This window comes from Rhodococcus sp. JCM 9793 (genome assembly GCF_055380405.1).
In genome coordinates, this window is record NZ_AP043721.1 from 5,869,916 (window position 1) to 5,889,749 (window position 19,834).

Consider the following 19,834-nt stretch of genomic DNA (forward strand, 5'->3'; position numbering starts at 1 on the left):
ATGCCCGCCGGTCAGTCCCCCACATGGCTCCCGAAGATCGTGACGGCCGCACTGGTCGTCGTGATCGCCGCCGTCCTGCTTCTCGTCTACCACAGCTTCCGTGGCTCGTTCGCGCCCGGAATCACCGTCACCGTCGAGACCGACAGGGCCGGTTTGATGCTCGACCGTGGATCGATGGTCAAAGCGCACGGGGTGCAGGTCGGCACTGTCGCCTCTGTCGTGCACACTCAGTCCGGAGCTGTCGTCGAACTGAGCCTGAACCCGGACGATGCCGCACGGATCCCGGTCGGGGTGGGAGCCGACATTCGTGCCACCACAGTCTTCGGCGCCAAGTACGTCACCCTCACCGACCCGCCGATACCGGGACCGACGGGACTGTCCGACGGCACCGTCCTGCTCGCCTCGAACGTCACGGTGGAGACGAACACCGTCTTCGAGTCGTTGTCCGGCGTACTGCAGGCCGTCGATCCCGCAAAACTCAACAGCACCCTCGGTGCACTGTCCTCCGCACTTCGTGGACGCGGTGATGCCCTCGGCGGAGCGATCGAGGATGCCGACGTGCTCCTGTCGCAGATCGAACCTCGGCTCGACGTCATCGACCGCGACCTGGCCGCGACCGAGGCCTCCGCCGACGTCTACGCCGGCGCCACCGACGATCTGGTCGATGCGCTCGACAACCTCGCCGTCACCGGCGGCACGATCGTCGACCGCGCCGACGACCTCGACCAGGTGCTCCTCGCAACCACGGGCATGAGCGACGCAGGGCTCCGCGTGGTCGGCCCGCATACCGAGGAGATCGTCGAGATCCTCGACCTGCTGCGACCGACCGCATCGCTCCTCGACGAATACGCTCCTGTGCTGCCCTGCTTCTTCCAAGGCGCCGACCGCGCCCGCCAACTCGCCGAACCTGCATCCGGAGGCAACGGAGCGACCATGATGCTCAACTCCTCGCTCCTGCTCGGTGTCGATCCGTACGAGTATCCGCGGAATCTGCCGGTCGTCGAAGCAACCGGCGGGCCTCACTGCGGACTGCTGCCGATCGTCACACCTGAGCAGACGCCTGCCCCCTACCTCGTCGCGCGCACCGGCGCGAATCCGTTCGAAAGGGGCAACACATCGCCGGTGTTCGTGCCGGAGTCACTGTTCGAACTGCTCTCCGGAGCTCCGTCATGACCAGGACGGTATTCGCGGCGGGCATCTACTCGACGGTGATGCTGCTGATCCTCGGCGGACTCTTCGTCGTGTTCGGTCAGGTGCGTTTCGCCGAAACCACCGAATTCCGAGCACTGTTCGACGATGTGTCCGGCCTGAAGGAAGGCCAGTTCGTACGGGTGTCCGGTGTCGAGGTGGGGAAGGTGTCGTCGGTCGAGTACACCGACGGCAATCGCATCGAGGTCACGTTCGACGTCGAGTCCTCGTACACACCTACCCGTGCGACGATCGCCACCGTTCGTTATCTGAACCTGGTGGGCGACCGGTACATGGAACTGTCCGACGGTCCCGGCGACGCCACCCCGATGGCCCCCGGCGAGACGATGGGAACCGACCGCACCGAACCCGCACTCGACCTCGACGTGCTCATCGGCAGCTTCAAGCCCCTGTTCCGGGCCCTCGAACCCGAGCAGGTCAACCAATTGTCCGCCGACCTGATCACCGTACTGCAGGGTCAGGGCGGATCCGTGGAATCGATTCTCGTGCACGCGGCGTCGCTCGCCTCGAGCATCGCCGACCGTGATGCTCTCGTCGGCCAGGTGATCGCGAACCTCGAATCAGTGCTGGCAAACCTTGCCACCCACCGCGACACGTTCGACACCGCTCTCGACCGCGCGCACCAACTCGCGTCCGGTCTCGCTCAGGACAGCACGCTGCTCGCCGACTCCGTCACCCATATCGATGCTGCCGGCGCAGAGGTGGCCGCGCTCCTCGCCGAGGCTCGCGCGCCACTCGCGGGGACGATCCGCGAAACAGGGAACTTGGCAACACTACTCGACTCTCGCAGCGACACCATCGAGCAACTGACCACCGAACTTCCCGAGGCATATGCCTCGCTCACCCGACTCGGCGCGTACGGCGGATTCTTCAACTACTACCTGTGCGGCATGCTCATCAAGGTCAGCGATCCGTCCGGCAACACCATCACCTCTCCTCTGTTCGGGCAGACCACGGGCAGGTGCGCTCCGCAATGATCCAATTTCGTGAGATGAACCAGGTTCGTGTCGGCGTCGCCGGCTCCGTCGCGGTCATCGTGCTGGTCTTGTGCGCATTGAACATCCAGTCGCTCCCGTTCGTCGACGACGGCAGCACCTACCGTGCTCGGTTCGTCGACGCCGGCGGACTGAACACCGGCGACGCCGTGCAGGTGTCCGGCAAGGACGCCGGTCGGGTCACCGACATCGAGATCGACCACGATGCCGTCGCCGTCACCTTCACCGTCACCGACGACGTCGTCCTCGGCACCGACACCACCGTAGAGATTGCCACGGCCACTGCCCTCGGCGCGCGGAACCTGCGCGTACGTCCCGCCGGGCCCGGAGCCCTCGACCCGGACACCACCATCGACGTCGACCACACCACCGCTCCGTATCAGCTCACCGATGCCCTCGGCGATCTCACCGAGACCGCGGCAGAACTCGATGCCGAACAACTGCGCACCTCCATGAACGTCCTGTCCGATACCCTGCGCGACACCCCCGACGACGTCGCCGCCGCCCTCGACGGGGTCATGCGGCTGTCCGACACGGTGGCCTCCCGCGACGATTCCCTGCGTGAATTGCTCCGGCATGCCGAAGAAGTCACCACAGTGCTTGCCGAGCGCAGTACCGCAATCGATTCGCTGATCGTCGACGCGGATCGCATTCTCGCCGAACTCGATCGCCGTCGCAGCTCTCTCGACACCCTGTTCGCCAACGTGCAGGCATTGTCGGTCGAGATCGGAAACCTCATCGTCGACAACGAAGCCCAACTGGCTCCGACACTGCAGAAGGTCAACTCGGTGCTCGACATCCTCACGCGCAACCGCGACGACATCGCCCTGGCGATCCAGCGGCTCAGCCCGTACGCAACCGAACTCGGTGAAGCGGTGGCATCGGGCCCGTTCTTCAACTCGTACATCCAGAACCTACTGCCTGCGCAGATCATCGAACCCGCGCTCACCGCCGCACTCGAAGGCGCGGGTATCGCCCCGGTCGGAGGTGGCCGATGACCCGCGCGCGCCCCCTTCTCACCTGGCTCGTTCCCCTCGTCGTGCTGGCGATCGTCGCGGTGCTGTCGTTCACGGTGGCGCCGTGGCGTTCGTCGGTCGAGTACGCCGCCGAGTTCGATACGAGTCGCGGCCTGTACGTCGGGGACGACGTGCGGGTGATGGGCGTCGAGGTCGGGCGGGTCACCGATATCGAGCCGCGCGGCAACCACGTTCTCGTGACCTTCACCTCCGATAGGCCCATACCCGTAGACGCTCAGGCCGCCATCATCGCTCCGACACTGGTCTCGGCACGGTTCGTGCAGCTCACGCCCGCGTACACGGGTGGGCCGGAGCTCTCCCCCGGAGCCGTAGTTCCGCTCGAGCGCACGGCTGTGCCCGTCGAATGGGATGAGATCACCGAACAACTGACCCGGTTGACCACCGAACTCGGGCCGACCGTCGACGACCCGCAGGGCCCTCTCGGAGAGGTCCTCGACACCGCTGCCGCCAACGTCGAGGGGCAGGGTCCGGCGATGCGCGAGTCTCTCGAGCAGTTGTCCGCTGCGCTGCGCACCATCTCGGACGGACGTAAGGACATGTTCGGCACCATCGGGAATCTCCAGGTGTTCGTGGAGGCACTGTCGCTCAGCCGCGACCAGATCGTCTCTCTTCACACTCATCTCGCATCCGTGACGCAGACTCTCGACGACAACCGCGACGACATGGGTGCTGCGCTCGCCACCCTCGACACGGTGCTCGTCGACGTCGAACGCTTCGTGCGTGACAACCGCGGGAACATCGACACGACGCTCGATCGCACCGCCGCGCTCACCGAGACGCTCGCAGCGCAGCGCGACGGCATCGCACAGGTCTTGCATGTCGCGCCGACCGCATTGTCGAACCTACAGAGCATCTACCAGCCCGCCCACAACACCGTGGTGTCCGCACTGGCACTGTCGAACTTCGCCAATCCGGCCCAGTTCGTGTGCTCGGCCCTTGCCGCCGCGGAGCAGGTCGATGCCCATACCGGCTCCGAACTGTGCGTGCAGTACCTCGGCCCGATCCTGCCGCTGCTCACGATGGAATACCCGCCCGTACGCATCAATCCCACTCGCGGGGTGGGGGCGCTGCCCGATCAGCTGGTGTACACCGAACCCGATCTCGCGCCGCAGGCAGGCATCGCTCCACCACCTGCGCCGGTGGTCGCTCCACTCGATTTGACCGAACTCCTGCTCCCGGGGGCACCGTGACGTCACGACTGTCGAAGATCACGCTCGCGCTGATGTGCACCGCATTGGTGTCGGGGTGCGAGTGGCGCGGCCTGAATTCCCTCGAACTGCCCGGTACCCACGGCCGTGGCGACGGCGCGTACGAGGTCATCATCGAGATGCCCGATGTCACGACACTCGAACGCAATTCGCGTGTACGGACCGGCGATGTCACGATCGGGCGGGTCGCCGATCTGCAGCTCGCCGACGGGCACGCGGTGGTGACGGTGGTGATCGACGAAGGCACCGAGCTCCCCGTCAATGCGATTGCGAAGATCGGACAGACCAGCCTGCTCGGTTCCGCGCACGTCGAGCTCGGCGCGCCGACCACCGAGGCGCCGCGAGGCCGACTCGAGGACGGAGACGTCATTCCGCTCGACCGGGCGGGATTGTTCCCCACGACCGAGCAGACCCTGTCGTCGCTGTCGCTGGTACTCAGCGGCGGCGGTCTCGCGCAGGCGCAGGAGATCAGCCGCGAACTGAACACCGCACTCGACGGACGTCAGGAGTCGGCGCGGGCGCTGATCACCCGACTCGACTCCGTGCTGGCCGGGCTCGACGGTCAGAAGGAGCAGATCATCGGGGCGATCGAATCCGTCGACGCCCTTGCCGCGGAGGTATCCGAGCACAACCAGCGACTCGCAGCCGCCACCGATCAGCTCGCCCCCACTCTCGAGGTGTTGAACGAGCAGCGTGAGGATCTGACGCGTGCCGTCGACTCCCTGGGACAGTTCGGCCGTGTCGCCACGGAGGTGGTCGAAGCCGGCGGCGACAACGCCGTCGCGAATCTCCGAGACCTCGAGCCGGTCCTCGCGGCGCTCGCGGGCACGGGCGATTCGCTGACCGAGTCGCTGCGCTACCTGCTCACGTTCCCGTTCCCGATCGACACCTACAAGAACGCGGTCCGCGGTGACTACGCCAACGGCACCGTCATCCTCGACCTCACGCTCCCGACACTCGAGAACGCACTGCTACTCGGGACACCGTTCGAAGGAGCCTTGACCGGGGCGGGTCGTCCGGTTCCCGACCTCGTGTCGCTGTTGGTTCCGCCCACCGAGGAGGCCACCCGATGAATCCCACCGCAGCCCTGCGTGCCCGGCTGATCGTGTTCTTCACGATCGGTATCGCCGCGGTGCTGGCGGTGGCGCTGTGGGTCGTGAATCTGCCGCAGCTGCTCGGGGTCGGCAGGTACGAGGTGCGCGTCGAACTTGTCGATGCCGCAGGCCTGTATCCGTCGGCGAATGTCACCTATCGGGGATTCGAGATAGGGCGGGTGACCGATGTCGCGATGACCACCTCCGGGGCCGAGGCCGTCCTCTCGCTCGATTCCGGGGTCGCGGTGCCGATGGATGCACCGGCGCAGGTCCGCAGCATGTCGGCGGTGGGTGAGCAGTACCTCGAGTTCCTGCCCGGGAACGAGAAGGGGCCGTATCTGGGCGACGGCGCCGTCGTCGCCGCCGCGCAGGTGTCGCTTCCCGAGCCGATTGCCGGGGCGCTCGACCAACTCGACGAGACACTGCAGTCCGTCGGGAACGACCGGCTAGCAACTCTCCTCGACGAAACCTACACGGCTGTGGGCGAATCGGATGAAACCCTGCGAACCCTGATCGATGCTGCAGCGGCCGTCAGTGCCGACGGGGCCGACAGCGCCGACGCCATCGCGGCGCTGCTCGATCAGGCGGGCCCCCTGCTCGAAACGAACGTCACGGCATCGGAGTCGATCACGCAGTGGGCGAGCGCCCTCGCGGGAACCACCGAGCAACTGCGCGAATCCGATGCGGACATTCGTGCGCTGCTCGATGTCGCAGCGCCCGCCGCTGCGCAGGTGCAGGCGATGTTCGAGGAGATGGAGCCGACGATGCCGCTGCTGCTCGCGAACCTCATCACCGTCGAACAGGTTGCGGCCGTGTACCGTCCTTCGCTCGAGCAGATGCTGGTGTTGTTCCCGTCGATCATGGCGTCGACGCAGTCGGCGGCGCTCCCGAACGCCGACGATCCGGCGCAGAACACGTTCTTCGTCAACTCCTACAACGACCCGCCGCCGTGCATCGAGGGCTTCCTTCCGCCCGAGCAGAGGCGCTCCCCGACCGAACTCGATGTGCCCGAGACGCCGTCGGATCTGTACTGCAAGCTGCCGCCCGATTCGCCGATTGCGGTGCGGGGCGCCAGGAACATGCCGTGCATCGAGTACCCGGGCCGACGAGCCGCGACCGTGCAACTGTGCCGCGACGGCGGAGGTTCGGCGACGAACCTCGGGGAACTCATGACGCCGCCGGCGTGACCACCGGTGCGTGGTTCCGGTAGCCCCGGCGCTACCAGAACCACGCACGGGAGGAGGCTCAGGCGTTCGCGGCGTCGTTCAACCGTTCGAGGGTGCCGGTCGCGTCGAGGTATTCCTGCACCCACCGTTCGATGACCGCGGAGGTCTTCTCGACCTTGGTGAACTGGCCGACGACCTGACCCACCGGGTTGAACGCGACATCGACGGACTCGTCAGGGTACTTGTGGGTGGCGGCAACAGCCATGCCGGAGACCATGTACTGCAAGGGCATACCGAGCGGCTTCGGGTTCTCCTCCTGCTCCCACGCCTCGGTCCAGTCGTTGCGCAGCATGCGGCAGGGCTTGCCGGTGAACGAACGGCTGCGCACGGTGTCGCGGCTACCTGCGTTGATGTAGGCATCCTGCTGGACCGCCGTGTTCTCGGCTTCCTCGACCATGAGCCACTGAGAACCCGACCAGACGCCCTGCGTACCCAGCGCCAGCGCAGCGGCGATCTGTTCGCCACTGCCGATGCCACCGGCAGCCAGTACCGGAACGGGCGCAACCTCCTTGACGACCTGCGGCCACAGAACGATCGAGCCGACCTCGCCGCAGTGTCCGCCGCCCTCGCCACCCTGGGCGATGATGATGTCGACTCCGGCATCCGCGTGCTTACGGGCCTGGTACGGGGAACCGCACAGCGCCGCAACCTTGCGACCCGAGTCGTGGATGTGCGCGATCATGTCGGCAGGCGGAGTGCCGAGCGCGTTGGCGATGAGCGTGACCTTCGGATGCTGCAGCGCCACCTCGACCTGCGGCGTGGCGGTGGCCTCTGTCCAGCCGAGCAATTGCAACGCGTTATCGTCGTCGCCCTTGGATACAGGGACACCGTGGTCGCTGAGGATTCCACGGGCGAAGTCGAGGGTCTCCTGCGGCACCATCGACTGCAGCATCTTCGTCAGCTCGTCGGCGGACAGGTTGGAATCCATGCCCTCGTACTTGCCCGGAATCACGATGTCGACGCCGTAAGTCCGGTCGCCGATGTGCTCATCGATCCAGTTCAGCTCGATTTCGAGCTCTTCGGGCGTGAAGCCCACAGCGCCGAGGACGCCGAAGCCACCCGCCTTGGCGACAGCGACGACGACGTCGCGGCAGTGGGTGAATGCGAAGATCGGGAACTCGATGCCGAGCTGGTCGCATAGGGGTGTGTGCATTCGGCACTCCTCGAGAATAGACGGTGAACAACTGAAACAAGTTCCACCATAGGGCCAGCGTGCCCGAATGAACATGCTCCGCAACACCGAATTGACCAGTATTAGAACATAAATTCGGGTGATGCTTGAACATCGAATGTTTGTTCTATAGAATTCGGTCATGGGTGGGGAACTCTGGAAACTCGACAACAAGCAACTGATGGCCGAGACACTCGCCGTCTCCGCCGAAATCCACACCGCGCAGGTGCACCGCGTGGATCTGATGATCGCGATGTACGAACGCGACACCGTCAAAGAACACGGCTACCGCAGCCCCGCCCACTGGCTGTGCGCAGCAACGAACCTCGAACTCGGTGAATGCCACCGCATCGAATCACTGGCTCGTCTACTACGACTCGAACCGGAAGTGCGTGAGGCATACAGCTCGGGGCTGCTCGATGCAGACAAAGCTCGCCAGATCGCCTACTTCTGCCAGCACTACCCACGGAATATGAACCCCTGCGACTTCGAGAAAGCCCGCACCATCCTCATCGACCACGCCAGCAAGACCGTCGCCACCAAAGCCACCGTCCGCGCCCTGATCCGCCGCCTCGAACACCTCTACGGCACCGGCGACGGACCACCACCCGGTGAAGATTCCACCCGCAACGAACTGTTCGTCTCCACCACCCTGCACGGGCGTGTGGTGATCACAGGCGAGTTCGATGCCGTCACCGGCGCCCGCCTCCGCCACCTGCTCTCACCACTGTCGGCACCGAGGCCCGAAACGAACGGCATCACAGACGACCGGCCGGCATCCAGACGCACCGCCGACGCCTTCGAGCAACTTCTGCAGTGCGTCGAAGCCGCCGGACTCGTCCCCGTCGAAGGCGGTGTGAAACCACACGTGACGGTCACCGCGTCGATCACGGATCTGACCAAGAACACCGCCGTCAAAGAACTCTTCGCGAACTCCCCAGAACACGGATACGCCACCGAACCCTGGGCCGGACCGTTGTCGATCGACACCGCCCGGATGCTCGCCTGCGACTGCCAGGTCACTCGGATCCTGCTCGACGAACACGGCGTGCCGTTGGCGCACGGCCGGACGCACCGTTCCGCGACGGTCGCGCAACGCCGAGCGTTGACTGTGCGAGACGGCGGATGTGCTTTCCCGGGGTGCACCACCCCACCGGCGTGGGCGGATGCCCACCACATTGGCCACTGGGTCGATGGTGGTGATACCGACCTCGACAATCTGGTGTTGTTGTGCGGACATCATCACCGGTTGATGCATCACACCGACTGGGAAGTCGAGATGACTAAAGAGCGTCGGCCGCAGTTCATTCCGCCCGCGAGCATCGATCTGTTCCGGAAGCCGATAACCGGGAATCGGCCGGATCTGGTCGCCTAGTTCCACAACCTGATTCGAAAACAGCCACCGTTACCAGGGCACTCGTGTGCCCTGGTAACGGTGGCCAGGGTCGTGGTCGTGACTGTGTTCCGACGATTTCGCTGAAAATCACTTTGCCATCGATGATGTCCGTATTGTCTCGCGACCGATTCCCCCGCCATGATGTCGCGGCCGACTACGGCCGGAACTTCAACCAACGGCGCGCCGGGTCTGCTCAGATGACACCGCGCTCGCGCAGATCGGCCCGCTCTCCGTCGGTCACGCCCAGCAGGTCGCCGTAGACGGCCGCGTTGTCGTAACCGGCGATCGGCGGACCGGCTCGACGCACCGAACCTGGGGTATCCGTCAGGCGCGGCACCACACCGGGCCCGAGAACGTCGTCGCCGGTGCGTTCGTCGCGATGAGGCACCAGCATGTCGCGCGCCTGGAACTGCTCGTCGGCGACCACCTCGGCGACGGTGTTGACGGGCCCCGCAACTACACCGGCAGCCGAAAGGTGTTCGAGCAGCTCGGCGAGCGGCCACTTCGCCGCCCATGCGCCGATGATCCCGTCGAGTTCGTCCTGATTGACACCGCGCGCCAGGTGGTCGGCGAACTGTGCGTCGTCGGCCAGTTCGGGACGGCCCATCGCCGCGCACAGACGCCGGAAGACGGTGTCCTGGTTGGCGGCGATGACGATCCACATGTCGTCGGAGGTGCGATACAGATTCGAGGGCGCGATGCCCTCGAGCCGCGTGCCGGACGGGCCTCGCACCACTCCGGCAGCGTCGTAGTCGGGAATGACCGACTCCTGGACGGCCAGGCATGCTTCGGTCAGCGCCACATCGACGATCTGACCACGGCCCGTCCGCTCGCGACTCAGCAGCGCCGCGAGCACACCCTGGACGGCGAACATGCCGCCGAGCGTGTCGCCGAGAGACAACGCGAGGCGCGGCGGAGCCTGCCCGGGGTAGCCGTTCAGATGCCGCAGACCGCTTTCCGCCTCCGCGACCGAGGCGTATCCGGCCTGCGTTGCCTTGGGGCCGGTCTGCCCGTATCCGGAGACACGCGCGAGCACGATCCCCGGATTGACTTCGGAGAGCACGTCGTAGCCGAGGCCCCACTTCTCGAGGGTGCCGGGACGGAAGTTCTCGACGATGACGTCGGACTCGGCGACCAGCCGACGGAACAGGTCCTGTCCGTCGGGTGAACGCAGATCGAGGGTGATGCACCGCTTGTTGCGGGCATGCACGGTCCAGAAGAACCGGTGACCGTCCCGCTCGCCCTGCCCCCACGTGCGCAGCGGGTCGGGGCGCTTCGGGTCCTCGATCTTGATGACGTCGGCGCCCATGTCGCCGAGCAGTCGCCCGGCGAAAGGCCCGGCGATCAGGGTGCCCAGTTCGAGCACCCTGATCTCCCCGAGCGCACCCGTGGAGGTGGGCCGTGTCGCCGACTCGTTCCGTGTATCCGCGTCCGTCACTCGGTGTTGTCCATTTCTGTCCGGTCAGTAGCCGAGGTGAACCGTCTTCTCCTCGGTGAAGGCCTCGAGACCGCTGCGCCCGAGCTCACGCCCGATGCCGCTCGCGTCGCGACCACCCCAGGGTAGTGCCGGATCGGGCACACCCCAGCCATTGACCCAGACCGTGCCGACCCTCAGCTGCGGAATCACGCTGTGCACGGTCGAAAGGTTCTGGCTGAAGATGAAGGCGTTGAGACCGTACTGCGTCGCATTGGCGAGCCGCACAGCTTCCTCGGTGGTCTTGAAGGTGATGACGGTAGCGACGGGCCCGAAGATCTCCTCGCGCGCGATCGTCAGATCGTTGGTGCCGCGGAACACGGTGGGCTGCACGAAGAAACCCTTCTCCCCTACTCGGGCGCCGCCGGTGAGCAGCTCCGCGCCCTCACTGCGGCCCATCTCGATGTATCCGAGGATGCGGTCGAGCTGCTTGCGGTTGACGATCGTGCCCTGGGTGGTGCCTGCGTCGAACGGGTCGCCGATCACTGCATTGCGAGCGAACTCGACAAGCCCCTCGACGACCTGGTCGGCGATGGATTCGTGCACGATCACGCGGGTGCCCGCGGCGCACACCTGGCCCTGGTGGTAGAAGTTGCCCATCGCGATCCACGGCAGTGACGCCTCGAGATCGGCGTCGGGGAAGATCAGCTGCGGGGCCTTGCCACCCAACTCCAGAGTCACCTTGCGGAACTTCTCCCCCGCGAGCGACGTGATGGTCTTGCCCACGGCGGGGCTGCCGGTGAAAGTGATCTTGTCGATGCCCTGGTGTGAGGCAAGCGCGGATCCGGCCTCCGGTCCCAGACCGGGGACGACGTTGAACGCGCCGTCCGGCACTCCTGCCTCCGCGAGCAGATCGGCGAGTTTCAGGACGGCGAGAGAAGCGTCCTCCGCGGGCTTGACGACGACGGAGCAGCCCGCTGCCAGCGCCGGGGCGATCTTCCACGCCGCGACCACGGTCGGGTTGTTCCACGGCGTGATCGCACCGACCACGCCGAGTGGCTGACGGAGAGTGAAGCCGAAACGGTGCTGTGGTCCGACATCCGGGAGAATCATCGCCTCGCCGGCGATCTTGTCGGCCCAGCCAGCGTAGTGCCGGAACGACGCGGCCGCGGCGGGAATGTCGCCCGCGACAGTGTCGGCGTACAGCTTGCCCATCTCCGCGGTCTCGAGTGCCGACAGTTCGGGGGCGTGCTGTTCGATGAGATCTGCCGCACGGGAGAGGATACGGCCACGCTCGGCACCGGCCATCCGCGACCACGCGCCCGAGTCGAACGTGTCGCGGGCAGCGTCGACAGCGGCATCGATGTCATCGGCCCCACCGCGTGCGATCTCGGCGACGACTTCTTCGGTTGCCGGGTTGATCGACGAGAACTTATCGCCGGACCGCGCGGGAACCGCCCGGCCACCGATGCGCAGAAGTGTGTCCGGCACAACGACCGGGGCGGGAGTAACGGGAGCTGCAATGTCGGTCATGAAAGGCTCCTACTTCGAGGGTGGGGTGAAGCGGCGTTCCAGTCCGGACCACGACGAGTCGTAGTCGCGCTGGCGATGGGATGCGTTGAAGGCGGTCTCGGTGACGGCGAGGGCGAGTCGGGTTTCGAACATGAACGACATCGTGTTCTCGAGCTTCACGGGCTTCAGCTCCGCGGCGGACGCCAAGTCGAAGGTCTCCCGATCGGGTCCGTGTGCACCCCACTGGTTGTGCAGCGACGCCCCTCCGGGAACGAAGCCTTCGGCTTTCGAGTCGTGCCGACCGCGGATCAGCCCCATGAACTCGGTCATCACGTTGCGGTGGAAATGCGGTGGCCGGAACGTGTGTTCGCCAACGACCCACCGGTCGGGAAAGACACAGAAGTCGACGTTGGCCTGCCCCGCGACCGGCGTCGGCGAGGTCAGGACGGTGAAGATCGACGGGTCGGGATGGTCCCAGCCTCCCGTCGTCATTACGTTGAAGCGCGACAGATCGTATTTGTAGGCGCCGTACGTTCCGTGCCATGCGACGACGTCGAGCGGCGAATGGTCGAGTTCGGTGGCCCACAGGTGTCCGCCGAACTTCTGCACCAGCTCGACCGGCCCGACACGGTCCTCGTACCACGCTGTGGGATAGAGGAAGTCGCGCGCATGAGCGAGACCGTTGGCGCCGATCGGGCCGAGTTCGGGGAGTCGGTAGGCGGCTCCGTAGTTTTCGCAGACGTACCCGGTCGCTGTGCCGTCGAGCAGTTCCACCCGGAACCGCACGCCCCGTCCGACGACCGCGATCTCCCCCTGCAAGACCGCGATCCTGCCGAACTCGGTGCACAGCAGCAGCGCGCCCTCTTGCGGGACGAACAGCAGTTCTCCGTCGGCGTCGACGAAGTACCGGTCGGTCATGGATACCGACGCCGAATACATGTGTATTGCGATACCCGTCCGGGCGTGCACGTCGCCGTTGACGGCGTAGGTCGTGATGCCGTCGACGAAATCCGTCCCGGCCGGCGGCGCGGGTTGCGGATCCCACCGCAGCCTGTTCGGCGTCAGCACCGTCGCCGTCGACGGCGCAGACACCCATCCGCGATCGTCGGTCCGCTCGAACGGCCGGTGTGCGGCCGACGGCATGATCCGGTAGGTCCAACTCCTCGTGTTGATCTCACGCGGCTCGGTGAACGCAGTCGCAGAATGCTGTTCGGCGTACAACCCGTACGGTGCCCGCTGCGGCGAGTTCTGCCCCCACGGCAATGCTCCCTCGACCGCCTCGCTGTGATGTTCGTTGCCGAACCCGTGCAAGTACTCGAGGTCGACTGTCATGTCAGTGCGACCATCTCGTGCAACGTCGAACCCGAACGCTCGTATTGTTCACCGTCGAAGGTGACGGTCATGGTGAAATCGGAGCGGAACCGGAAGTAGCCTGGACGGCCGACGAGCCAGTGCACGATCGGCTTGACGAGTTTGCTCGACGCGACCGGGATGTCCTCGAGGAGATTATGGGCGTGGACGATCTCGCGGACCGTGAGCGTCAGATCAAGTGAATCGGCGACCTTGATCCGTAGCCACGACGGGTAGGTGCGGTCGGCGACCGGGTCGTAGACCGCGGGGCCCTCCGTCATCTCGACCTCGCCGTTGCTGAGCACCACCTCTCGCCCGTGCGCGATCATCACCGGCTGAGACCAGTGCTCTCCGTACTTCTTCTGGGTCTGCACCATCGCGTAGACCAGCGAGAAATCGTCGGTGTAGAGGCGGCCCCAGTACCACTTGGAGATGATCCGCTTCATGTCGCCCACGCCCCAGTTGTGGTCGTGGTAGCCGCGGCCCGTCACCTCGGTGGCGACCCCGTCGACCGTCACCGTCCCCGCGACACGTGCGCGGGGTGCACCGACGACCCACGCGAAGAACTCGCGGTCGTTGTAGCTGGTCTGCCCACGACCCGGCATCCACGGCGGTACCTCGGCTGCGAAGGTGAGATCGAAGGCGAGATCGTCCTCGGCCACCGACACGTGATAGACGGGTAGCCCATCTTCCTCACCTGTCAGCTTCGCGAAGCTGCGGCCGACCTGGACGTCGCACCGCTCCGCCGACACGGTGAGATCCGCGTCGGAATACTGTTTGATCGCCTCGCGGCGCTGACCGTCGGCGCTGTAGACGTGAATCTCGACGCCCGGCTTGCGGTGCACCAGCTCCCTGGTCTGCAGCATCGCGACGACGATACGGCCGTCGTCGAGATGTGCGTCGAAGTACCAGTGTTCGAATGCGTGTTTGTCGGCCGACGGGTGAGCGCCGTTGTCGCTCGGGGCCACCTCGGTGATCTCGCCGTCGCGTCGACCGGGGCCGTTCCATGCCTCGACGATCTGTAGTGCCGCCATAGTTCCTCCGATATATGTGGGTGCTCAGCGCCGCAATGCGCCACTTGCGTCGAATTGCGCTTCTCGCCCGCTCATTTGGGCCCGGTACCAGTTCTCGCGATGAGCGACCATGATCTTCTCGTGTACTTCGGAGATCCCCGGAACCCGTCTCACGAGTTCCATCGCGGTGATGAGCGGGAATCGCACGATCGGGATGACGAGCCACGGAATGACCTTCGGCATCGAGTATTTGCGACGTGTACCAGGACCCATGAACATCGCCGAGTAGACGGAGTTGATCCGGAAGTTGTATGCCGCCCGGAGCCGCTCGAGTCCTCGCTGGCCGTCGCGGGGCGCGAATGCCTTCGGGTACGACTCGATCAGTTCCTTGCCGTGGTCGCCCGAGTCGTAGGACCGGGACACGACGGTGGTGAGCAGCGTACGGATGCTGTCGCCGATTGTCTCCGGATACCAGTCGATGCGCACACCGAGCAGATATCCCATGTACTTCTGGAAGTGGATGAGCGCGCGGATCTCTCGCGGTGTGGTCTGGTACCCCAAGGTCCACAAAGCGAGTCCCGGGGTCAGGCTGCCTGCGATGAGGGTGAGCAGCATGTAGGTCTGGCTGATCGGCAGCCCCCACTTCTCCTCGTCCCACTCGGCGTGTTTCGCGACCCGCTCGCGCACCGACACGTGCATCACACGAACCTTGAGCGCGGTCGCGCGCCCGACGGATCCCGGGGTGAGCAGCGCGCCGGGTTCGGAGACATCGCACCAGAATCGGCAGGTTTCGAGATAGCGACGCAGGGCGTTGTCGCCCGCGTACCCACCAGCAAGCGACAATGGTGTGGCGACAGCGGATTCCGTGTAGATCTCGAGGGTCTCGGCGCCGGCGAAGCTGAATAGCATGGTGCCCCAGCGCCGCCAGATCTTCGCGCCCTCTTCGACGAGTTCGGGCCGCACCCAGTCGGGGACGGTCTCGAACTCCTCGAACAGTGCCTTCATCGCCTCGGGTGCATCCGGCACGGCGTCGATTCCGCCGGTCAGCGCGGTGTCGAGCAGCTCCCGGGTCTTCTTCGGACCGAGGTCGCCGTGATAGACCTCGTTGACGAACCGTTCCGCGGTGGGATCGCCGCTGAAGAGGTCGTTGCACAGGGCGCGTGCTGTCGCGTCGTCGTGCAGGATGTCGAAACCCGTGACCGTGCGGATGAGGTTCCGGACGCGGACCACTCCCGGCCTTTCGACGGCCTGCCAGTAGGGGAATCGGCTCGGGCATCGGTCCGGCGCAGAAGCAGCCTTCGTGTCAAGTGCCTCCGTCATGGCTGTGCCTCCTCGAGGACAGTGCGGCGGATCCAACCGGTGACGCGGCCGACGACGTCGTCGAGACCACCCGGCTGGTCCACCAGGTAATGATTGAGTCCGCGCATTTCGATCAGCTCGGTGTCGCCGCCCAGTGCCTGGTGCATCAGCCGCGAATCCTCTGCGAACGCGGCCTGGTCGCCGAGCAGGCTCATCACCATGGCGGGGGCATCGACATCCAACAGATCCTCGAACGCGTCGGCATTGGTGCGATCAGAGCTCCACGTACTGAGCCAGCTGCGCACCGTCACGAATCGAGCGAGGCCACCGGCCGCGGTATTCGCGGCGGCCGGATTTCCGTACATGCTGCCGGGCACGCGGTCGCTGGGGTCGAGAGTGGTGTCGACGAAGCGGGGGTCGGCGACCGTGCGATGCACGACGAAACCGCGGTCGGATGCACCGGTGCGGTTCATCTCGTCGAGCTGCTCGAGTGCCCACGCATCGATGCGGCGCATCCGCGCGAGCTGCGCCTCGCGGTAGCGGGTTACCCAGCCGCGGTCGAGCGGCGCCGTGCGGCCCGGTGCATACAGATCGAGTTCGGGATCGACACTGTACGGGTCGGTTTCGTCGAGTACCGCGCCGTCGATCCAGTGCCGCAGCACCCGTGCGCGTCCAGGATGAGCACCGACCAGCATGATCGCATCGGCCGGACGGAGCTTCGCGTCGGGGAACGATGCCGGGTCACCAGCGGGTGTCTCTGTGACGGTGGGGTTCTCGGCCTGCGACTGGTAGAACGATGCCAGCGAGCCGCCGCCGCTGAAGCCCAGTAGTACGACCTTCTCGAATCCCAGCTCTTCTGCCATCCAGCGCACACCGGTGCCGAGATCGAATGCCGCGCGTTCCATGATCAGAGCCGGTTCGTTCGACGCGTAACGGGTGTTGAGCCCCATCGCAGGGATGCCCGTGTTCGCGATCGCGCGAAGCAGGAAGTGGCTCAGGAAGTTCGATGCCGGGTGACACATGATCACACCCACCTTGCGCGAATATCCCGGCGCCGCTACGAGATTTCCGTGGAGCGTCGGATAGTGCCGGCTCAGACCGGAATGCATCTCGATGCGTCCGTCGGATGCGGGTTCGTAGGGAATGCGCTGGAAGTGGTCGATTGGCTCATCTACTACTGCTTCGTAAGTCATGTCACCGTCCGATACTCGAGCATCATGTCGTGGTCTTCGTGGTCGAGGATGTGGCAATGCCACACATAACCTTGCAGGTCGCTGTCACCGTGGTGGGGCATCACATGCGCGTGGTCGTCGAACGTGTGCACCGCTGGAGAGAAGGTCGAGTCGGGGTCGAAGCCGAGCTCGTCGGCAGTCGGGAAGCGCACCACGATGCGCGTGACCGAGTTCGGATCGCAGATCACCGTGTCTTTGAAGCCGGTCTCCCACGGCTCGGGGCCGCGGAGCGGTTCGACGACGAACGGGTCGGGGTCAGGCGTCCATTTGATACCGAGCGGCCCCTGCGGTTGCCGCGCGCACATCGCGAGGGTATCGATCGCCTGACGCCCGAGAACGCGGAAGGTGACAAGATGCAAGTGGATCGGGTGCGGGTCAGGGGTCGCGTTGACGATGTTCCACTGTTCGGTCGTGCCCTGCCTCGGCATCTCGATGTCGTCGCTGTCGAACGTGAGGTTGTTGAGCGACATGATGGACGGGGGCAGACGGACTTCCGACGGTTGACTCAGCGACACGTTGCGAAATACTTGCGGCGCCGGAATCGGCCCCAGGAGCGGAGGCTGCCCAGGAGCGCCGCGCAGCGTATCCGGGACGGCGCCGGTGAAACCGCGTTCGGTCCCGACGCGGAAGCGCATGAACACCGGCATCAGGACCGCGCCGATCTGCGCGGCCTGCGGCGCCGCGGGTTCAGTGTTACGCAGTTCGACCATCGAATCAGGTTCGAGGGAACCGAAATCGACGAGGATGTCGACACGTTCACCCGGTGAAAGCCGCACGCGGCCGGTGCGGACGGGAGCGTCCATCAGGCCGCCTTCCATCCCGATCACCCAGAACTGCATGTCGTCGGAGAAGTGCAGGTCCCAGACGCTGAACGAGGCCGCGTTGAGCAGTCTCATGCGGTACAGGCCGCGGTCGACGCGGGCTTCGGGCCAGATCTTGCCGTTGACGACCCCCACGTCGCCGACGGCTCCGCCTTCCCATCGCCCCTGGGGGACGACGGGTGTCGAGCGGATACTCTGTGTACCGTCGCTGTTCACGATCTTTTCCTGCAGGACGAGATCGAGTTCGTGTGCGCCCGTGGGTAAGCCCAGCGGGTTACCGGGCTCGCCGGTGTCGTATTCGTCGCGCAGTAGATACAGCCCCGCGAGACCGGCATAGACGTTGAGCCGGGTGACGGCCATCGCGTGGTCGTGGTACCACATCGTCGTGGCTTCCTGCTGGTTCGGAAACCGGTATGTGTAGCCCTGGCCGGGGCGCGAGATCTGTTTCGGGTGGCCGTCGAACTCGGGCGGGGTGACACCGCCGTGCAGGTGCATCGACGTGGGCACCGCGGTGCGATCGTGTTCGCCGAGCCCGTGCAGTGAGGTGTCGAAATCGGCCGCAAACGGATGGGTCGTGATCCGGTTGCGGTATTCGATAGTAGTTTCACGACCGCGCCTCGCGACGACGACAGGCCCGAGGTAGCTGCGGTCGCCGTAGGCGAGGGCGGGACCCGGGGCCAGGTCGCGGTGGAAGCTGTGCGACGTGGTCGTCGCGTCGATCGACACCGTCGCGCTGTCGATACGCGGGAGTATGGGCAGTTCATCGACGAACGGCTCGAGTCGCGGTGAATGGAACAGCAGCGGGCTCGAAAATTCAGGCCCGTCGGCGATGGCACGCCCGCCGCCGAACAGCAGTGACGCTCCTCCGCCGGCACCCAGGGCCATTCCGGCGAGAAGTGTTCTGCGACTGATTCTTTGCATCATGCGCTTTCGTGTCGAATCCCACCCCGATTGACAACAACACGACGGATCGTGATGGCACTCACAGTACCATACGGTATGGTTTGGTCAAGACTATGAAAGGTGCCCATGAGCCCGTACAGATGCTCGCGTACCGCAACACTGGCTATCGTTGCAGCCGTGTCATTTTCGGCCGCAACCGGCACAGCGGCAGCGGCCCCCGCACCCGGCGGCTGCGAGACGGTCCTTCTGGTCCACGACATCGCAGCGGGGCCGGACTCCCTGTCGATGCTCGCCGACGATCTACGACACGACGGTCGTTGCGTCGTCACCGTCACCTGGGGCGCACCTGCACCCGGCGATATCCCCCTGCCCGTCGCAGGGGTCCGCGGGATCGACGCGGGCGCACACGACCTCGCGAACACGATGGCCGTCATGGATGCGCGCGCCGGGGTCGATGTGGTCGCGCACGGAGTGGGATCCCTGGTGGTGCAACGCTACCTGCAGAACTACGGCGCCGGGTCGATCCGCTCACTGACCACTCTGGGACCGATCTGGAACGGCACCGAGATCGGCGGCCTCGCCGCCATGGAGCAGTTCAGCCGCGACCTCGGCACCTACGACCTGATCCTCGGACTCGAGAAGCCGCTGATCGACCCCGTGTGCGAGGGCTGCCGAGAAGTGATCCGCGGCTCCGATCTGCTGCGCGATCTGCATGCTCGGGGGCTTCCCACCAGAGGAGTCCGCTACACCGACATCGTCTCGATATGCGACGGCCTCGTAGTTCCGGCCGAAGCGAACAGCATTCCCGGCACGACCGTCCATCGCCTGCAGGACAGCAACCCTCTCGACTGCACACCGCACCATGAGCTTCCGAAGTCACCGCTCGCCCGGCACCTCGTCACGTCGGCCGCCTCGGCCCCCGACGTGTAATCTCGTAGCAGCGCACAACCTAGG

General features: G+C 65.5%; 16 protein-coding genes. 8 read left to right on the forward strand and 8 right to left on the reverse strand.

Features of this window, described 5'->3' with window-relative positions; genetic code table 11:
- Genes ACZ46K_RS29300 through ACZ46K_RS29325 form a run of 6 tightly spaced genes read left to right on the forward strand, consistent with a single transcriptional unit; the run spans position 1 to position 6,730 of the window.
- Positions 1 to 1,173, forward strand: a complete 1,173-nt coding sequence (locus ACZ46K_RS29300; protein WP_054810782.1) for an MCE family protein — start codon at positions 1 to 3, stop codon at positions 1,171 to 1,173.
- Complete coding sequence (locus tag ACZ46K_RS29305) at positions 1,170 to 2,186, forward strand: MCE family protein (RefSeq protein ID WP_464746220.1); 1,017 nt, start codon at positions 1,170 to 1,172, stop codon at positions 2,184 to 2,186. Before ACZ46K_RS29300 ends, ACZ46K_RS29305 begins: the two co-directional genes overlap by 4 nt.
- Before the next feature lie 14 nt (positions 2,187 to 2,200).
- Positions 2,201 to 3,202, forward strand: a complete 1,002-nt coding sequence (locus tag ACZ46K_RS29310) for an MCE family protein (protein WP_464746223.1) — start codon at positions 2,201 to 2,203, stop codon at positions 3,200 to 3,202.
- Positions 3,199 to 4,431 carry an MCE family protein gene (locus ACZ46K_RS29315; protein ID WP_054805266.1) on the forward strand — a complete coding sequence of 411 codons (1,233 nt, stop codon included), beginning with the start codon at positions 3,199 to 3,201 and terminating at the stop codon, positions 4,429 to 4,431. Before ACZ46K_RS29310 ends, ACZ46K_RS29315 begins: the two co-directional genes overlap by 4 nt.
- On the forward strand, positions 4,428 to 5,522 hold the full coding sequence (locus ACZ46K_RS29320) for an MCE family protein (protein WP_464746225.1): 1,095 nt from the start codon (positions 4,428 to 4,430) through the stop codon (positions 5,520 to 5,522). The genes ACZ46K_RS29315 and ACZ46K_RS29320 overlap by 4 nt, the downstream gene beginning before the upstream one ends.
- Positions 5,519 to 6,730: an MCE family protein gene (locus tag ACZ46K_RS29325; protein WP_054810623.1), complete on the forward strand. Its 1,212-nt coding sequence runs from the start codon at positions 5,519 to 5,521 to the stop codon at positions 6,728 to 6,730. The genes ACZ46K_RS29320 and ACZ46K_RS29325 overlap by 4 nt, the downstream gene beginning before the upstream one ends.
- A 58-nt stretch (positions 6,731 to 6,788) precedes the next feature.
- Here the strand turns inward: ACZ46K_RS29325 and ACZ46K_RS29330 are convergent, their stop codons facing one another.
- On the reverse strand, positions 6,789 to 7,922 hold the full coding sequence (locus ACZ46K_RS29330; protein ID WP_464746228.1) for a nitronate monooxygenase: 1,134 nt from the start codon (positions 7,920 to 7,922) through the stop codon (positions 6,789 to 6,791).
- Positions 7,923 to 8,082: 160 nt separating this feature from the next.
- Between ACZ46K_RS29330 and ACZ46K_RS29335 the strand changes: the two genes are divergently transcribed.
- Positions 8,083 to 9,315, forward strand: a complete 1,233-nt coding sequence (locus ACZ46K_RS29335) for an HNH endonuclease signature motif containing protein (protein WP_464746230.1) — start codon at positions 8,083 to 8,085, stop codon at positions 9,313 to 9,315.
- Between the two features lie 214 nt (positions 9,316 to 9,529).
- Here the strand turns inward: ACZ46K_RS29335 and ACZ46K_RS29340 are convergent, their stop codons facing one another.
- The 7 genes from ACZ46K_RS29340 to ACZ46K_RS29370 are packed head-to-tail and all read right to left on the reverse strand — an operon-like array spanning position 9,530 to position 18,901.
- Complete coding sequence (locus ACZ46K_RS29340; RefSeq protein WP_464746232.1) at positions 9,530 to 10,774, reverse strand: CaiB/BaiF CoA transferase family protein; 1,245 nt, start codon at positions 10,772 to 10,774, stop codon at positions 9,530 to 9,532.
- A 24-nt stretch (positions 10,775 to 10,798) separates the two neighbouring features.
- A complete protein-coding gene (locus ACZ46K_RS29345) occupies positions 10,799 to 12,283 on the reverse strand; it encodes an aldehyde dehydrogenase family protein (RefSeq protein ID WP_464746235.1) in 1,485 nt (494 codons plus the stop codon).
- 9 nt (positions 12,284 to 12,292) lie between these two features.
- Entirely contained in the window at positions 12,293 to 13,594 is a 1,302-nt protein-coding gene (hmgA, locus tag ACZ46K_RS29350; RefSeq protein ID WP_054804981.1) for a homogentisate 1,2-dioxygenase, read from the reverse strand.
- Entirely contained in the window at positions 13,591 to 14,646 is a 1,056-nt protein-coding gene (locus ACZ46K_RS29355) for a lipocalin-like domain-containing protein (protein WP_054804980.1), read from the reverse strand. The genes hmgA and ACZ46K_RS29355 overlap by 4 nt, the downstream gene beginning before the upstream one ends.
- Positions 14,647 to 14,670: 24 nt before the next feature.
- Positions 14,671 to 15,945, reverse strand: a complete 1,275-nt coding sequence (locus tag ACZ46K_RS29360; RefSeq protein ID WP_054804979.1) for an oxygenase MpaB family protein — start codon at positions 15,943 to 15,945, stop codon at positions 14,671 to 14,673.
- The gene (locus tag ACZ46K_RS29365) at positions 15,942 to 17,117 is read right to left on the reverse strand and encodes an alpha/beta hydrolase (protein ID WP_464746239.1); all 1,176 of its coding nucleotides are present in this window, start codon (positions 17,115 to 17,117) and stop codon (positions 15,942 to 15,944) included. Before ACZ46K_RS29365 ends, ACZ46K_RS29360 begins: the two co-directional genes overlap by 4 nt.
- A complete protein-coding gene (locus ACZ46K_RS29370; RefSeq protein WP_464746241.1) occupies positions 17,114 to 18,901 on the reverse strand; it encodes a multicopper oxidase family protein in 1,788 nt (595 codons plus the stop codon). The genes ACZ46K_RS29365 and ACZ46K_RS29370 overlap by 4 nt, the downstream gene beginning before the upstream one ends.
- A gap of 156 nt (positions 18,902 to 19,057) precedes the next feature.
- Between ACZ46K_RS29370 and ACZ46K_RS29375 the strand changes: the two genes are divergently transcribed.
- Positions 19,058 to 19,810 carry an esterase/lipase family protein gene (locus ACZ46K_RS29375; RefSeq protein ID WP_464746243.1) on the forward strand — a complete coding sequence of 251 codons (753 nt, stop codon included), beginning with the start codon at positions 19,058 to 19,060 and terminating at the stop codon, positions 19,808 to 19,810.
- The last annotated feature ends 24 nt before the right edge of the window (positions 19,811 to 19,834 follow it).

Bases quoted from the DNA above. Each gene is read 5' to 3' on its own strand.
- hmgA (WP_054804981.1), bottom strand. From the start codon at position 13,594: ATGACAGTCGACCTCGAGTACTTGCACGGGTTCGGCAACGAACATCAC.
- ACZ46K_RS29325 (WP_054810623.1), top strand. From the start codon at position 5,519: ATGAATCCCACCGCAGCCCTGCGTGCCCGGCTGATCGTGTTCTTCACG.
- ACZ46K_RS29330 (WP_464746228.1), bottom strand. From the start codon at position 7,922: ATGCACACACCCCTATGCGACCAGCTCGGCATCGAGTTCCCGATCTTC.
- ACZ46K_RS29355 (WP_054804980.1), bottom strand. From the start codon at position 14,646: ATGGCGGCACTACAGATCGTCGAGGCATGGAACGGCCCCGGTCGACGC.
- ACZ46K_RS29315 (WP_054805266.1), top strand. From the start codon at position 3,199: ATGACCCGCGCGCGCCCCCTTCTCACCTGGCTCGTTCCCCTCGTCGTG.
- ACZ46K_RS29300 (WP_054810782.1), top strand. From the start codon at position 1: ATGCCCGCCGGTCAGTCCCCCACATGGCTCCCGAAGATCGTGACGGCC.
- ACZ46K_RS29345 (WP_464746235.1), bottom strand. From the start codon at position 12,283: ATGACCGACATTGCAGCTCCCGTTACTCCCGCCCCGGTCGTTGTGCCG.
- ACZ46K_RS29305 (WP_464746220.1), top strand. From the start codon at position 1,170: ATGACCAGGACGGTATTCGCGGCGGGCATCTACTCGACGGTGATGCTG.
- ACZ46K_RS29310 (WP_464746223.1), top strand. From the start codon at position 2,201: ATGAACCAGGTTCGTGTCGGCGTCGCCGGCTCCGTCGCGGTCATCGTG.
- ACZ46K_RS29360 (WP_054804979.1), bottom strand. From the start codon at position 15,945: ATGACGGAGGCACTTGACACGAAGGCTGCTTCTGCGCCGGACCGATGC.
- ACZ46K_RS29370 (WP_464746241.1), bottom strand. From the start codon at position 18,901: ATGATGCAAAGAATCAGTCGCAGAACACTTCTCGCCGGAATGGCCCTG.
- ACZ46K_RS29335 (WP_464746230.1), top strand. From the start codon at position 8,083: ATGGGTGGGGAACTCTGGAAACTCGACAACAAGCAACTGATGGCCGAG.
- ACZ46K_RS29365 (WP_464746239.1), bottom strand. From the start codon at position 17,117: ATGACTTACGAAGCAGTAGTAGATGAGCCAATCGACCACTTCCAGCGC.